Annotated in this window: 13 protein-coding genes; 6 read left to right on the top strand and 7 right to left on the bottom strand. The window is 70.1% G+C overall.

Annotation, left to right across the window (positions count from 1 at the left end):
- Window positions 1-4: 4 nt before the first annotated feature.
- The 3 genes from ACFQV6_RS30120 to ACFQV6_RS30110 all read right to left on the bottom strand — a co-directional run bounded on the left by ACFQV6_RS30120 (window position 5) and on the right by ACFQV6_RS30110 (window position 3,575).
- Window positions 5-880 carry a class I SAM-dependent methyltransferase gene (locus tag ACFQV6_RS30120; RefSeq protein WP_378031002.1) on the bottom strand — a complete coding sequence of 292 codons (876 nt, stop codon included), beginning with the start codon at window positions 878-880 and terminating at the stop codon, window positions 5-7.
- Entirely contained in the window at window positions 880-1,149 is a 270-nt protein-coding gene (locus ACFQV6_RS30115; protein WP_378031001.1) for a hypothetical protein, read from the bottom strand. The genes ACFQV6_RS30120 and ACFQV6_RS30115 overlap by 1 nt, the downstream gene beginning before the upstream one ends.
- 338 nt (window positions 1,150-1,487) lie before the next feature.
- The gene (locus tag ACFQV6_RS30110; RefSeq protein ID WP_378031000.1) at window positions 1,488-3,575 is read right to left on the bottom strand and encodes a serine/threonine protein kinase; all 2,088 of its coding nucleotides are present in this window, start codon (window positions 3,573-3,575) and stop codon (window positions 1,488-1,490) included.
- A gap of 441 nt (window positions 3,576-4,016) precedes the next feature.
- Here ACFQV6_RS30110 and ACFQV6_RS30105 point away from each other — a divergent pair, with 441 nt between their 5' ends.
- The 4 genes from ACFQV6_RS30105 (at window position 4,017) to ACFQV6_RS30090 (ending at window position 5,979) form a co-directional block, all read left to right on the top strand.
- On the top strand, window positions 4,017-4,310 hold the full coding sequence (locus ACFQV6_RS30105; protein WP_378030999.1) for a hypothetical protein: 294 nt from the start codon (window positions 4,017-4,019) through the stop codon (window positions 4,308-4,310).
- 31 nt (window positions 4,311-4,341) lie between these two features.
- Window positions 4,342-4,632 (top strand): hypothetical protein, encoded by a 291-nt coding sequence (locus ACFQV6_RS30100; RefSeq protein WP_378030998.1) that lies wholly within the window; start codon window positions 4,342-4,344, stop codon window positions 4,630-4,632.
- Between the two features lie 465 nt (window positions 4,633-5,097).
- Window positions 5,098-5,478, top strand: coding sequence for a VOC family protein (locus tag ACFQV6_RS30095; RefSeq protein ID WP_378030997.1), 381 nt, complete (start codon window positions 5,098-5,100; stop codon window positions 5,476-5,478).
- Window positions 5,479-5,562: 84 nt separating this feature from the next.
- Window positions 5,563-5,979, top strand: a complete 417-nt coding sequence (locus tag ACFQV6_RS30090; RefSeq protein ID WP_378030996.1) for an NUDIX domain-containing protein — start codon at window positions 5,563-5,565, stop codon at window positions 5,977-5,979.
- 121 nt (window positions 5,980-6,100) lie between these two features.
- Here ACFQV6_RS30090 and ACFQV6_RS30085 read toward each other — a convergent pair whose 3' ends face one another.
- The 4 genes from ACFQV6_RS30085 to ACFQV6_RS30070 form a co-directional block, all read right to left on the bottom strand.
- Window positions 6,101-6,997, bottom strand: coding sequence for a hypothetical protein (locus ACFQV6_RS30085; protein ID WP_378030995.1), 897 nt, complete (start codon window positions 6,995-6,997; stop codon window positions 6,101-6,103).
- Window positions 6,994-7,323, bottom strand: coding sequence for a PadR family transcriptional regulator (locus tag ACFQV6_RS30080; protein ID WP_378030994.1), 330 nt, complete (start codon window positions 7,321-7,323; stop codon window positions 6,994-6,996). Before ACFQV6_RS30080 ends, ACFQV6_RS30085 begins: the two co-directional genes overlap by 4 nt.
- Before the next feature lie 105 nt (window positions 7,324-7,428).
- The gene (locus tag ACFQV6_RS30075) at window positions 7,429-8,160 is read right to left on the bottom strand and encodes a DUF72 domain-containing protein (protein WP_378030993.1); all 732 of its coding nucleotides are present in this window, start codon (window positions 8,158-8,160) and stop codon (window positions 7,429-7,431) included.
- Window positions 8,161-8,215: 55 nt separating this feature from the next.
- Entirely contained in the window at window positions 8,216-11,164 is a 2,949-nt protein-coding gene (locus tag ACFQV6_RS30070; RefSeq protein WP_378030992.1) for a BTAD domain-containing putative transcriptional regulator, read from the bottom strand.
- A 226-nt stretch (window positions 11,165-11,390) separates the two neighbouring features.
- On the opposite strand from ACFQV6_RS30070, the gene ACFQV6_RS30065 reads away from it, so the two are divergent.
- Together ACFQV6_RS30065 and ACFQV6_RS30060 are read left to right on the top strand one after the other, a co-directional pair.
- Window positions 11,391-12,215 (top strand): hypothetical protein, encoded by an 825-nt coding sequence (locus ACFQV6_RS30065; RefSeq protein ID WP_378030991.1) that lies wholly within the window; start codon window positions 11,391-11,393, stop codon window positions 12,213-12,215.
- 94 nt (window positions 12,216-12,309) lie between these two features.
- Window positions 12,310-12,930, top strand: coding sequence for a cupin domain-containing protein (locus ACFQV6_RS30060; RefSeq protein WP_378030990.1), 621 nt, complete (start codon window positions 12,310-12,312; stop codon window positions 12,928-12,930).
- The last annotated feature ends 282 nt before the right edge of the window (window positions 12,931-13,212 follow it).

Genomic DNA, 13,212 nt, shown 5'->3' with positions numbered 1-13,212 from the left:
GCGGTCATGGTGTGCTGGTCCCGCCGGAGTGAGCGGTGATCAGCCAAAGTCCGGCCGGCAGCCGGTAGCCGGTGCCGGCTGTGCGGAAACGTTCGAGCAAGCGTGCCGCCCCGGCTCGGGCGTACCCCTGGGTGGTGAGCTCGGCGTCCCGGTACGCAGCACCGGCGGGGCCGATCTCAATCAGCCATTCGGTGACCGCTTCCGGGTCGTCCGGTGCGTCGAGCACTACGTCGTACGCCTGAATGTTGATGGTGGTGAAACCCGCGGCGGTGAAAAGATCGGTCACCCGGGTCGCGTCGGCGAACGCGAAGGGTCCTGGCTCGTCGCCGATCGGAAGCGGCGGCAACGGTCCGAGGTGTGCCGCCGCGCCCAGCATCGCCGCCGGCAACCACGGATTGACCCGGCCGTCGCGGAACGTCGTGGCGGCCAGCCGGGCGCCGGCGCGCATCGAACGCCGGACCGCGGTGAGGCCGGCGACCGGATCGGCGAGCAGCATCAAGGTCATCCGGGAGTAGACGGCGTCGAACGGCGCCCCGGGAACGGTATCGAGCGTCTCGATGTCACCGGCGACGAACCGCGGTCCCCCTCCCCCCGGCCCGGTGAAACGGTCGCGCGCCTTCGCCACCATCGCCTCGGCGAGGTCGAGACCGATCGCGCTGCCCTCCGGTGCGACGGCCCGCGCGATCTCGGCGGTCGTGCCGCCACACCCGCAGCCGACGTCCAGCACCCGTTCGCCGGGCTGGGGTCGCAGCCAATCGAGTGCCGCGGCGCCGAGCGGACGGCCAATCTCGTCGTGCCGGTCGGCCTGATGGATCCACCCGGGAGCCGTCCGGGCCCAGAAGTCGGCGTTGCGGGCACGCAGGGTGGCGGTGTCGGCCATCAGAACGGCATCTCGGCGCCGTCGACGGTGGCTGACCGGAACGAGGCGGCCTTCGCCGGGTCGAAGCCGTCCTCCTGGGCGGCCAGGCCCGCGGCCCGGACCAGGCGCTCCGACTGGAACCTGCGGAACGCGGCCTCGTCGGCCCAGACGTTGATGATCCGCCAGCCCTCGCCGGACGGTCCGGCCACGTGGGCCAGCAGTCCCGGGGGCCGGTCCGGGCCGAGGTGCTTCTCCACCTGCCGGTATTCCTGCTCGCTGACTCCTGGCATGTCTTGAACGACGCCGTACGGCATAGCTGTCCCCTGATGTTCAGTCGATAGAGTGAAGCTCTATTGAATAGTGGACTACGCTAAGGGCGCCGCTGTCAACCGGCGCCACGTCACAGCTGAAACCCGGTCCGGCGGGCGCAGGCGTGCTCTGGCAGCGTTTCGACTCGTCCGCCGCACGCAGGCTGCTGCCGTTGCACACACATCAAGCGACGAGCCGGCATCTGTACGAGGAACGGCTCGCTCGCCTACGGGCAGCTATCCGGGAGACGTCGACGTGCCAGGAGGGGTGGTCAGCCAAGTTGCCGAAGCGCTGCCGGGGAAACCGCTGCGCGAGCGGCTCAGAAGTTGTCGATCTTGGTCAGCGTGGTGACCTCGCCGTTGGCGGTGGCGACCGCGACCAGGCCACCCGGCTTCCCCGCCAGCCACTTGGTGAACTTGGCCGCGGAGATGGAGCGACCGGCGCCGGCGCGCACCGAGACGATGCCGTCTCCGCCACCGGCGTTCACCCATGACGTCAGCTTCGGCGCGGACCGGACCGGGATCGTCACCTTCGTGTGGCTCTCGACGATCTGGAACGGGTCGCTGCACTTGATGTCGTCCGGGTCGATCTTGAACTGCTTGCAGTAGTCCGCACTGGCCATCACGAGCACCGGCTGGACCACCGCGGAGTGCGCGACCGGATCGTACGAGTGGAGCTCCACCATCGACTGGCTGGAGCCGGTCGCCGGATCGGTGAAGTCCGCCGGCGGATCCACCACCGGCGACCGGAGATCGACGTTCGCGAAGGCCACCGTGGCGTCCCCCTCGGACGCTTCGTTGAGCGCCCCGAGTACGACCCGGCCCGCGACGAGCTGCGGGTCGGTGACCGGCATGCTCAGAGCGGGCGCGCCGTCGACCGTCACCTGGGCCGTGCTGTCGTGCACGGTGATGCCGATCCGGTGGGTCTGCCCGGCCTGGAACGCGCTCACGGTGACCCGCTGCTCCGAGTTGAACCCGTTCCCCGAGCTCTCGTCGATTCCCAGCCGGATCTCGTTCTCGCAGAACGAGGCTACGTAACCGTGCTTGTCGACCAGCCGGAACCAGATCACCGCGCAGGCACCCTTGGTGACGATGCCGACGTCGGCCGCGATCGTCTGGTCGCCGGCGAACGAGTCCTTCGGCCCCTTGCACTGGTAGAGGGTGGACATGTGGGTCGTCGCCAGCATCCGCTGGTCGAAGGTGCACCATCCGGCGGCACTGCCGGAAGTCCGGTCGGCCTTCCACAGGCCGCGCCGGTCGAGATGGTCGGACACCCCCGGCCCTTGGATCCGGGGGTTGCCCGAACCGGTCACCGCCGACTGGGGTGCGGCCGGTGCCACGGGCAGTGACGCCGACGGCGATCCGCTGGGATCGAACGACGCCAGCGCCTCATCCAGTTGGTGGCGCGACAACGCGAACCCGATGCCGGCGCACACGACGGTCGCCGCCGCGGCCACGGCCACCAGGCTTTTCACCCGCCGGTGAACGGGCGCGGCCGGCTCGCGTACGCCGGAGGGCCGCACCCGGCCCGTGTGCTGTGCCGCCTCGGCGGCCATGAGCAGCTCCGGCCGCTGGGCGAGCGCCCCACCGGTCTCCGCCTCCAGCAGCAGGTCGAGAAGCTGATGAGCGGTCGGCCGCTCGGCCGGATCCTTGGCCAGCGTGCGGCACACCAGGTCACGTAACGGCCCGCCGAGCCCGGTCAGGTCGGGCGGCTGGGTCAGAATGCGAGCCGCCGTGGCGGCCGGCGAATCCGCCCGGAACGGGGTGCGCCCGGTCGCCGCGTAAGCCACCACCACACCCCACGCGAACACGTCCGCCGCCGGCCCTACCGTGCGATCCGAGTCGCTATCGAACCGCTCCGGCGCCATGTACGACACCGTGCCGACCATCTGGTCGGTCCGGGTATGCCGGCTGGTCACCTCGAGCGCCCGCGCGATCCCGAAGTCGATCACCTTGGGCGTACCCAGCGAGAACAGCACGTTCTGCGGCTTCAGGTCCCGGTGGATGACCCCGACGCCGTGGATCGCCGCCAGCGCCGTTGCCACCCCCACCGCCACGCTGTGCAGCGTGCCGCCGTCCAGCGGCCCCCGATCCCGGATCACCTCGGAGAGACTCGGCCCGTCGACATACTCGACCACCAGATACGGCGTCTCGTGATCCGGGTCGGCATCGAGCACCGCCGCCGTGCAGAAGCCGGGCACCTCGCGGGCCCGGTTGACCTCGCTGCGGAAGCGCCCCCGGAACTCGGTGTCCCAGGCGTGCTCGGCCCGCAACATCTTGACCGCCACCAGCCGGCCATCCGGCGAACGTCCAAGAAAGACGGTGCCCATGCCGCCCTCGCCAAGACGACCGAGCAGCTCATAGTCACCGAGCCACCGCGGATCGTTCGGCATCATCGGATTGGTCACACGCGGCAGGATAGCGGCTTCCCGCTCAGCCCCGACGACGTCATCGAGGGCCACCCCGTCCGGTTCGGCGATTGCCGGATTTGATGTTCATGGCTGCGGGTCCCGTGACGTGGGCGAGCTATACCGGCGGGCGGTGCTCGTTCATTCACCATCAGCGCGCCCCGGATGCCATGACAAGCGGACCATGGCGGCGGATGTCAGCGCCAACCGGACTCGCGCGATTCGATTATTCCAAATCCCCCGTAAACGGGGCGCGTCGCGCCGAGCGACGCATGTCCCGGCCGGAATTCGCAAAAGAGGTGAGCTTTGCGCTGCGCTGCTGTCACCCGTACGACTTTCGGAGGCCTGCGGCCGTGCCAGGATGCCAATGACAGAACAGGAGAGGTGTCCCGCTGTCTTGTGTGCACGGAAGACAGCGAACAATGAGACAGGATTTATGAGATGGCTTACAACAATGAAGGTCACTTCTGGCTGGCGAATGGCTCGTCGACGTGGATCCTGCGAGCGGTCGGCGGCGTCGATCGGGGCGCGCAGTTTGCGATGGCCATACCGAAGCCTTTCGATACTTTCCCCACGCCCTCTGGTATCACGCAACTCGAGACGGGCCACCACCAGGTGCGGGTCACCTACACGAATGGTGGCACTCTTTGGCAATATATTTGCCTTGTCGAGAACACTGCGAGCCCTGGCTGGCTTTCCACATGGTTCAGCATGTCGGGCGGCGGCCTAGGCTGAGACAGGAATCTATCAAGATAGGAAGAGAGTCATGGCAAAGAGGGCTAGAAATTTGCTCGTTATTACCAATGAATCGAGGGAAATAGTCGCTGCTCAAGTGGAAGACCGTTCCGCAGGGGCGGACACGACCACGGTTATTCTACCCGCTGATCCTGGGCACACACTCTACATCGTCAGGGACGTGCCGGCCGAAATCTATAACATCGCGGACCCGGCCGAGTTCAAGGACGTGGCGACTGTTCATTTCAATTCGGAATACGCGAAACTCACACGGACGAGTGCGGCGGAGCTCGGCTTCACACTTCCAGCTCGCGACAGCTGATATCGAGCCAGAAGAATGAAGCGAACCCGGGTGGAGCCATCGCGGGCCGATAGTGGGTACGTGGGAAGCGAACTTGCTTGGTCCAGTCGCGGATGCCGGCATCAGCCGCACCTGGGCCGGCCCGCAGGCGAACCGCCACCGACCTCCACCCCGACGGGTGCTGGAGCAGCAGGCGCGCACGGTGAGGTTGCGTGAGAGCTGGTTGTTGCCCTGACGAGTGTGGAGCGCACCGTCGCGTTGCGTGCGCGCTCACCATCGCTTGCGCCGCCCTGCCGCCCGCGCCACCCGCTCATCCCCGCGAGAGCCCGCGAGAGCCCGCGCGCAGTGAGCCGCTCAACAGTTCTCCGTCGCGCCGCAGCAGCCGGCAACCCGGCGACGTATGCGGTCACCGCACTAGGCGCGGCGGCAGCGGCGGAAGAGGTCGCCCGGCTGGCCGGGCAGGCCCCGCACTGCCATCATCGACTGATGCATGTCGGACCGGTCATCGCTGTCACTGAACTCGCCCCCGCCCGCGACTTCTACGAAGGGGCGCTCGGGCTTCAGGGCCGGGAGACCCCGGGCGGCTGGGTGGTCGAGGCGGACGGCGGGACACTGCTCTATCTGCTTCCCGGCGTTCCGGACGCCGGTCGCGCCAGTTGGCCGGTCGCCAGCTTCCGGGTGGACGACGTGCACGCAACGGTCCGCCGGTTGCGCGCGGCGGGCGTACCGTTCCTCGGGCCTGACGATCTGCCGTTCACTCTGGATGCGGATGGCATTTCCGCCGACACCACGGGCCTTCAGGTGGCGTGGCTGAAAGATCCTGACGGCAACATTCTGACCGTCTTCCAGCCGGGTCAGCCGTCATGACGCGGAAGGTGGCGTCCGGAGGATGACATCGGCGAATCCCGTGCGCAGGGCCTGCGGCAGATCCGCTCGGGTCAGATTGTGCCGATGACGATCTCCGCTGACGACTCCGGGCCGGTCCGGATCGTGACGGCCGTTCTTCGCGACGGCGATCGGGTGTTGCTGTGTCATCGAAGTCCGGGACGCCGTATCTATCCCGACGTGTGGGACCTGCCGGGCGGTCATGTCGAGCAGGGCGAGGATCCGAAAGCGAGCCTTGTCCGCGAGCTTCGGGAGGAGTTGGGAATCACGGCAGCGGAGCCGTCCGGGCCGCCGATGCATGAGATCCGGACCGCGACGTTCGACATGCAGATCTGGTTGGTCGACAGGTGGATCGGAACACCCGTCAACGCCGCGCCGGAGGAGCACGACGCTGTGGCGTGGTTCGAGACGTCCGGCCTGGACAGCTTGCGGCTGGCCCATGAGTCGTATCTCTCGATGCTCACCGCCGTGCTCGTCACGTGACGTCGCTGGCGAAAGCCAGGGTTTCACGGCTGCGATTCCGGTGAACCAGGCGAGTGTTCAGCCCGCCTGGTTCGAGGCGTCGAGCGGCGCATCCGGGAGATGAGACCTCCGTGTGAGCCGGTCAGAGGCGGGAGTGGAAGCGGGTGGTCAGGGTGGCTGCGCCCAGCAGGAGCGCCGGCGCGGCGGCGGCGACCCCGATCTGCAGGGCCGCGACTGCCAGGGTCGATCGGGCGGAGGCGCCGAAACCGCCCTCCATCTCGAAGGACATCTGGATCAGCAGCACGTTGACGGCGAACAGTCCGACGGCCATGGTCACCCGCTCGTCGACGGCCAGCCAGAGCAGCCCGGCGCCGCCGATGCCGAACACGACCACGGGCGCGAGGACATCCAGGAGGCCGGAGAGCGGTGTGCTCATCCCCGTGTCGATGCCGACCAGCAGCAACGGCACCAGCGGGAGATGGCGGAGCAGGCCGGAACTCGGCTCGCCACGATGCCGCACCAGCGGCAGGAGCACCGCGGCCGCGAGCGGGAGCAGCCAGAACGTGCCGTCGCTGGGCCTGACGAGCGGCCACATGCTGACCAGCAGCAGGAACGCCGCAGTGGACGCGGCGACCGCTGCCGGGTAGCGATGGCGCAGCACCGCGACGAGGGCGCCGGCGCTGAGCACCACGACCCCCGCCATCGCGTACGGGAATGAGGCACGGAACACGACATGGTGGCCGATCTGAGCAACCGCGTCGGCCATCGCGTAGACGATCAACATCAGCGCGGCAGTTCGGAAGGCGGTCAGCCAACTCTGACGAGCGCTTCGGCGGGCGCCGTAGCCCGCGTGGGCACGCAGTGCACCCAGGATCAAGGCACTGGTCTCGCGCGCCGACGGACGGCTCCGGCCCTGATCGGCAGCCACTTCCAGCAGCGTCTCCAGCAGCTCGGAACCGCGTCTGCGGCGATAGGCCGCCGGGTAAAGGCGAAGCAGGCGCACATACCGGCGCTCGGCCGGGGGAACCTGGGGGCTCACGCGAGGCCCGCCGCGGGCCGTACGGCGGTGGACATCCGGTCGGTGACCACCCGCGCGGCGGCGGCCAGATGGGCGGCCTCGGCGTGCAGGGCGGCCCGGCCGTCCGGCGTGAGGTCGTAGTAGCGCCGCGCTCGACCGTTCACCACCTCTTCGTTCACGACCTGCACCAGCCCTTCGCCGGTCAGCCGGTCGAGGGCGGTGTAGAGGGTGCCGGTTGCCAGCCGCACGCGCCCCTGGGAGAGCTCGTCAGCCTGTTTGATGATCGCGTAGCCATGCCGGGGACCGCTGTGGAGCGCAGCCAGGATGAAGTACGTCGCCTGTCGCATTCATCAACTATATATGTAACTCAACTACCTATGGAAGCCCCGCCGCAAGCAGGTGCCGGGACAGAGCAAGCCGCCGCGCGAGGGAGCAGCGGATCTGCACTGCGCTCAGCCCTCTGAACCCGCGTCCGGGTGCAGCAGCCGGCTGAACCGCGCCGCGTCGGCGGCGCGGGGCAGGTTGTTGAACATCACATACGCCGGGCCGGCACCGGCGATGGCGGCGAGCTGGGTCAGCTGGGCATCCGTGTACACGTGGCGGGCGCCGGTGATGCCGTGCAGACGGTAATAGGCCGTCGGTGTCAGGCTGGGGCGCAGGAACGGGTCGGCGGCGTGGGTCAGGTCCAGTTCCTCGCACAGGCCCTTGACCAGCTCGTCCGGCCACGGGCCGCGTGGCTCCCACAGCAGCCGGACACCGGCCGGCCGGGGCGCTCGGGTGAGGAACTCGCGCAGCCGGGCGATGGCGGGCTCGGCCGGCCGGAAGCTCGCGGGGCACTGGAGCAGGATCGCTGTCGCTTCCAGGATCGCGGCGCAGTTCAGCGTGGTCTCCCAGGCGCGCGCCACGACGGGCGTCCACCGGAAACCGCCGACCTCGGTGCGTTCCTCGGCGCTCAGGGGGGTGCGCAGCCGCCGGTACGTGGAGCTTCTCGCCTCGTGCGTGATCAGCTGCCACGCCTTGATGGTGAATTCGAACGCCGGTGGGACGGCGGCCCGCCACCGCCGCAGCGTCGCCGCGCGGGGTGGCTCGTAGAACGTCTGCTGCACCTCCAGCACCCCGAAGCGCTGCGCATAGGACGGCAGCGCCATGCCGGCTCCGCACAGGCCCACCCTCACCGGCGTCATGCGGGGGTCCATACCCCCGATCCCGGGCGAATCACCTCGCAGGAGAACGCCGGGCTCAGGCCGCCCGGTGCCGCTCGCGCAGGCGGGTGTGCAGTTCCGTGGTCTCCGGTGCCGGGCGGGTGCCGAGGTGCACGTCGAGCAGGCGGACCAGTTCGTCGTACTGGCGCAGGGCGCGGCCCTGTTCGCCGAGGGCGGCGTAGCAGCGGATGAGGGCGCGGTGCCCGGCCTCCAGCAGCGGGTCGTGGGCGACCAGGCGGGCGAAGACGTCGGCTGCCTCGGTGAAGCGCTGTTGTTTGGCGAGCCGGCCGCCGAGGCGGCGTAATACGTACTCGTACTCGCGGCGCAGCTCGGCGCGGTGCGACTCGGCCCAGCCGCCCACCGGCATGTCGGCGAGGAAGTCGCCCGGGTAGCGCTCCGCGGCGGCGGTCAGTGCCTCGATGCCGGCTGACTCGTCGCCGGCCGCCGCCTGGAACTCGGCCACGTCGTAGTGAAGGGCACCGATCGGTTCCAGCCGATACGTGCCGCCGGTGAAGCGTACGGTCGCGGCCTCACCGACGGCCTTGCGCAGCGCCTTGAGGCAGGTGTGGAAGCTGTTGCGCAGTTCGCTGTTCGACGCCTCCGGCCACAGCGCCAGCCCGATCTCCGCCTTGGTGCTGCTCGGCTTGGTCAGCAGGTAGTACAGCAGCTCGCGCGGTTTGGCGTAGGTCCAGTCCTGCAGGCTCAGCGTGCGCCCGTTCACGTCGACCGCACTGCGGCCGAAGGCCCGAACGGACAATTCCGAGCGCGGGGGCCGCGCGGCCGGGGCGACCGGCTCGGCCGTGGCGAGGGCGACCGCCTGTTCCAGCGTGAGCGCCCGGCCCTCCGTGGTGGCGCGTTCCCAGTCCGCCCGGCTCAGCGCCGCACGCACCGCCCGGACCCGCTCCTCGTGGGCGGCCCGGTCGGCCGGTGACAGCGGGGTGCCGATCTCCTTGCGGAGGCGCTCGGCCGCGGCCAGCAGCCGGGCACCCGTACCGGCGTCGGCGCAGATCCCGGCGAACTCGTCGAGGACGACGGCCGTACGCCAGCGGTCGCCGAGTTCCACCTGCACGGCGAGACTGCGGCGCAGCAACGTCGCCGCCTCGGTGCGCTCGCCCCGCGCCACGGCGATCAGCGCGAGCTGCTCGTTCACCCAGGCGCTGGACTCCAGGAGTCCGCCGCCGTCGGCGATGGCCAGGCATTCCCACAGCAGCGGCAGTGCGGCGTCCGGGTCGCCGCCCCGGCAGATCGCCACGGCCAGGTGGATCTGAGCGCCTGCCGCCCCTTCGGTGTCGCCCAGCTCGCGGAACCGGCGCACGGCGTCGGCGCAGAGCTCGGCCGACCTGGCGTAGTCGCCCTCCAGCCAGGCGGTGAAGCCCATCCCCTGCAGCTCGCGCGCCATGCCCACCGGTTCGCCGAGCCGGTGCCACACCGCGAGGACCTCCTCGTGGCAGGCCCACGCCTCGGGGTACCGGCCCTGTTCCCGGGCGATACCGCCGAGCCTCTGCAGCGCCGCGGCCACTCCCCGATCGTCACCAGCGGCTTCGTACAGGTCCCGGGCCCGGCGCAGCCGGTCGGCGGCCGCCCGGTATTCGCACTGCAGGAACTCCAGCGTGCCCAGGGCGGTCAGCGCCTTGGCCAGCTCCCCCGGCGCGGCGTGGTCGCCGGGCACGGACGCCGTTGCCGCCTGGAGCCACTGCCGGCCCTCGGCGTACTGACCGCTCAACCGCCAGTACCGGCCCAGGGCGCCGGCGAGCCGTACGCCGAGCCCGCTGTCGTGGGTGCGGGCCCAGCTCAGCGCGGCGCGCAGGTTGCCGTGGTCGTCGTGCAGACGGTCCAGCCAGGGCCGCTGCTGAGCCGTGCCGAGTTCGCGCTCCGCCTGCTCGGCCAGCTCCACCATGTACCGGGCGTGCGCCGCCGACAGGGCGGGGCGCTGGTCGCCGAGGCGTTCGGCGGCGTACTGCCGGATCACCTCGAGCAGGGAGTAGCGCTCCTCGTCGGCGTTGGTGTGCGCCTGGACCAGCGACTTGTCGACGAGCCGGGTGAGCAGGTCCAGAGTCTCCAGAGCGGGCGCGCCGGCACCGGCGACCGCCGTGGCGTCGGCGACGGTGAAGCCGCCGCGGAACACCGACAGCCGGGCGAACAGCTCCCGCTCCGGCGCGGGCAGCAGGTCGTGGCTCCAGTCCAGGGTGGCCCGCAGCGTCGCCTGCCGCGGCGGAACGTCGCGGTTGGTCGTCACCAGCAACGACATGGCGTCGTCGAGCCACTCGATGATCCGCGGCAGCGGCAGCACCCGCAGGCGCGCCGCCGCCAGTTCCAGCACCAGCGGCATGCCGTCGAGCCGGCGGCAGAGCCGGGCGACGTCCGCCGCGTTGGCGTCGGTGACGGCGAAGGCCGGCTGGACGAGCCGGGCCCGGTCGGTGAAGAGCTGAACCGCCTGGCTGCCGGCCAGGTCGGCCGCGGCCGGCGCCGCCAGGTCCGCCGACAGCGACAGCCCCCGCACCGGCCACGTCGTCTCACCGGCCACGGCCAGCGGCTCCCGGCTGGTCGTGACCACCCGCAGGCCGGGGGCGGCCCGCAGCAGGTCGCCGGCGAGCGCCGCGCACGAGGCGACGAGATGCTCGCAGTTGTCCAGGACGAGTAGGCCGGTGCTGTGCCGCAGCCGGGCGGCCACCAGGTCGGGCAGCGACCGGCCCGGCACCTCGGCGACGCCGAGCACGTCGGCCACCGCCGCGGTGAGCTGCGCCGGCCGGTTCAGGTGGGCCAGCGGCACCCACCAGGTATCGGCCGATTCGGCGGCCCACCGGTCGTGAATCACCCCGGCGAGCCGGGTCTTGCCGCTGCCGCCCGGCCCGACGAGGCTGACCAGCCGGGTCCGGCTCAGCAGGCTGAGCAGTGCGGACACCTCCGTCTCACGCCCGACGAACCGGGTCAGCGGTACGGGCGAGGCGAAGGTTCGTGGTGGCGTCGCGACCGGCGCAGCAAGCATGGCGTCTCTCTGTTACCGGGACAGGATGGCCGGCTCCACCAGGGATCGACCGCAGTCCCAGCTTCGAAGCAGCTGCCGGGCAGGTCAAGGCGAGTGTCGGCTTACCGCCCCCCGCACATCCCCCCGCGGCACCCCGCGCTGCCCCCCGCACCCGCGGCGCAGGCTTCGGTCATTCGTCCGGAGCCCGAGAGACGGGACCGGGACACAGCCAGAGGGAGAACCACTGATGCACAGCAACACACTGCTCCGCCGTCGCCTTCTCAAGCTTGCCGTCACCGCCGCCGTCGTACCGGCAGCCCTGCTGCCGCTCGCGTCGGCGCCGGCCTCCGCCGCCGCCGTGGCCCCGTCCTTCACCAAGATCGAGGGAGCCGCCGCGAACGCCGCGGGCCTGCAGCCCACAGTGGACGCCTACCGGGCGCTGCTCGGCCAGCCCAACAACGGCAGCACGCCGGGCAGCCAGCCCGCCGGGCGCCGGGAGATCAACTGGGACGGTACGCCGGACGCCCAGTCCGCACCGAACGCCCTGCCCCGCGACTTCTTCAACACCACCGCGCCGCGCGGCGTGGTCTTCTCGTCCTCGACGAACAGGTTCCAGGTCAGCGCCGACAGCGACAACCCTACCTGGACCCCGGTTCGATTCGGCAACGTCAACAGCCAATACCCGAGCATTTTCGGTACGTTCAGCGCCGAGCGACTGTTCACGCCGGTGGGCACCAACCGCATGATCATCAAGTTCTTCGAGCCGGGCACGACCAAGCCGGCGACGGTGAACGGCTTCGGCGCGGTCTTCAGCGACGTGGACAAGAGCAACGTCAGCAAGATCGAGCTGTACGACCGATGGGGCGCTCTGCTCTGGCAGAACGCCGTGCCGAAGGGCACCACCGCCTCCAACAGCCTCTCGTTCCTCGGCGTCACGACGACCGCCCAGGTCGCCGAGGTGCGCCTGACCGCCGGTGACGCGCCGCTGAGCAGCACCAACTCGGACACGTCCAGCCGCGACGTGGTCGTCATGGACGACTTCCTGTACGGAGAGCCGAAACCTCTCTCCTGAGCACCATCGCAAAACGGCGTGGCCGGGTCTGCTGTCAGCCCGGCCACGCCGCGATGCTGTTCTCACGGCCCCACCCGAACGAAGGAGAGCTCCCGTGAACTATCCCGTCGTCGAGAACCCCGTCACCGGCGAGCGTGGCATCATCCGGCGTGCCCCCGGCGACGACCAGGCCGCCCTCGTTGCCGACCTGTACGCCAAGCCGGGCGCCGCGGTCACCGGAGAACATGTCCACCCGCACTCGACCGAAGCCTTCACCGTCGTCCGCGGCCGGCTCGGCATGCGCATCGACGGCACCGAGAGCGAAGCCGGGCCCGGCACCCGCGTCGTGATCCCGCCGAACACCCGCCACGACTGGTGGAACGTAGGCGAGCAGACCGCCTGGGTCATCGTCGAGGTCACGCCGGGCGCACGGTTCGAAGCGATGATCCGCAACCTGTTCGGCCTGGCCACCGACGGGCGCACCGACGCGAAGGGGCGCCCCGGCCTGCTCCAGGCGGCGCTGCTCGCCCGGGAGTTCGACGACACCATCCGGTTCAGCAGCCCGCCGCGTGCCGTACAGAAGCCGCTTTTTGCTGCCCTTGCCCCGCTTGCTCGTCTGCGTGGCCTGCGCGGTTCCTATCCGCACTATGAGCGGCACACCGGAGAGACCGTCGAACGGCTGGAACCGTTGCCCGACGAGATCGCCACCCTGATTTCGTCGCTGCAAGGTCTGTGAGGTCTGTGGGGCGGTCCGGAGCGGTCGTGGCCGTCCAATGTCATCGGTGGGTGGAGAGCGACGCCGGAGCGGAACCACCCCTACGGCTCAAGTTTCTGGCTGACAAGAGCGCGCCCTTCACTGTCATGTTCGAGCCGCTCGGGATGACGTATGACGCCCAGCTGGGTTAAGCCGGGTCGCCCGGCTGGCGCTCAGGGGTGCCTCGCGCAAGGCCGCGAAGTTAAGGGGTTTTGGTGGGTGGCAACACTCGTCCGGTGGATATGAGTGCATAAGGAACGGGAC

It is taken from the genome of Actinoplanes sp. GCM10030250 (assembly GCF_042666575.1).
Lineage (GTDB): Bacteria > Actinomycetota > Actinomycetes > Mycobacteriales > Micromonosporaceae > Actinoplanes.
Note: the sequence above shows the minus strand (reverse complement) of the source record. Positions and strands in the feature narration are given on the sequence as shown.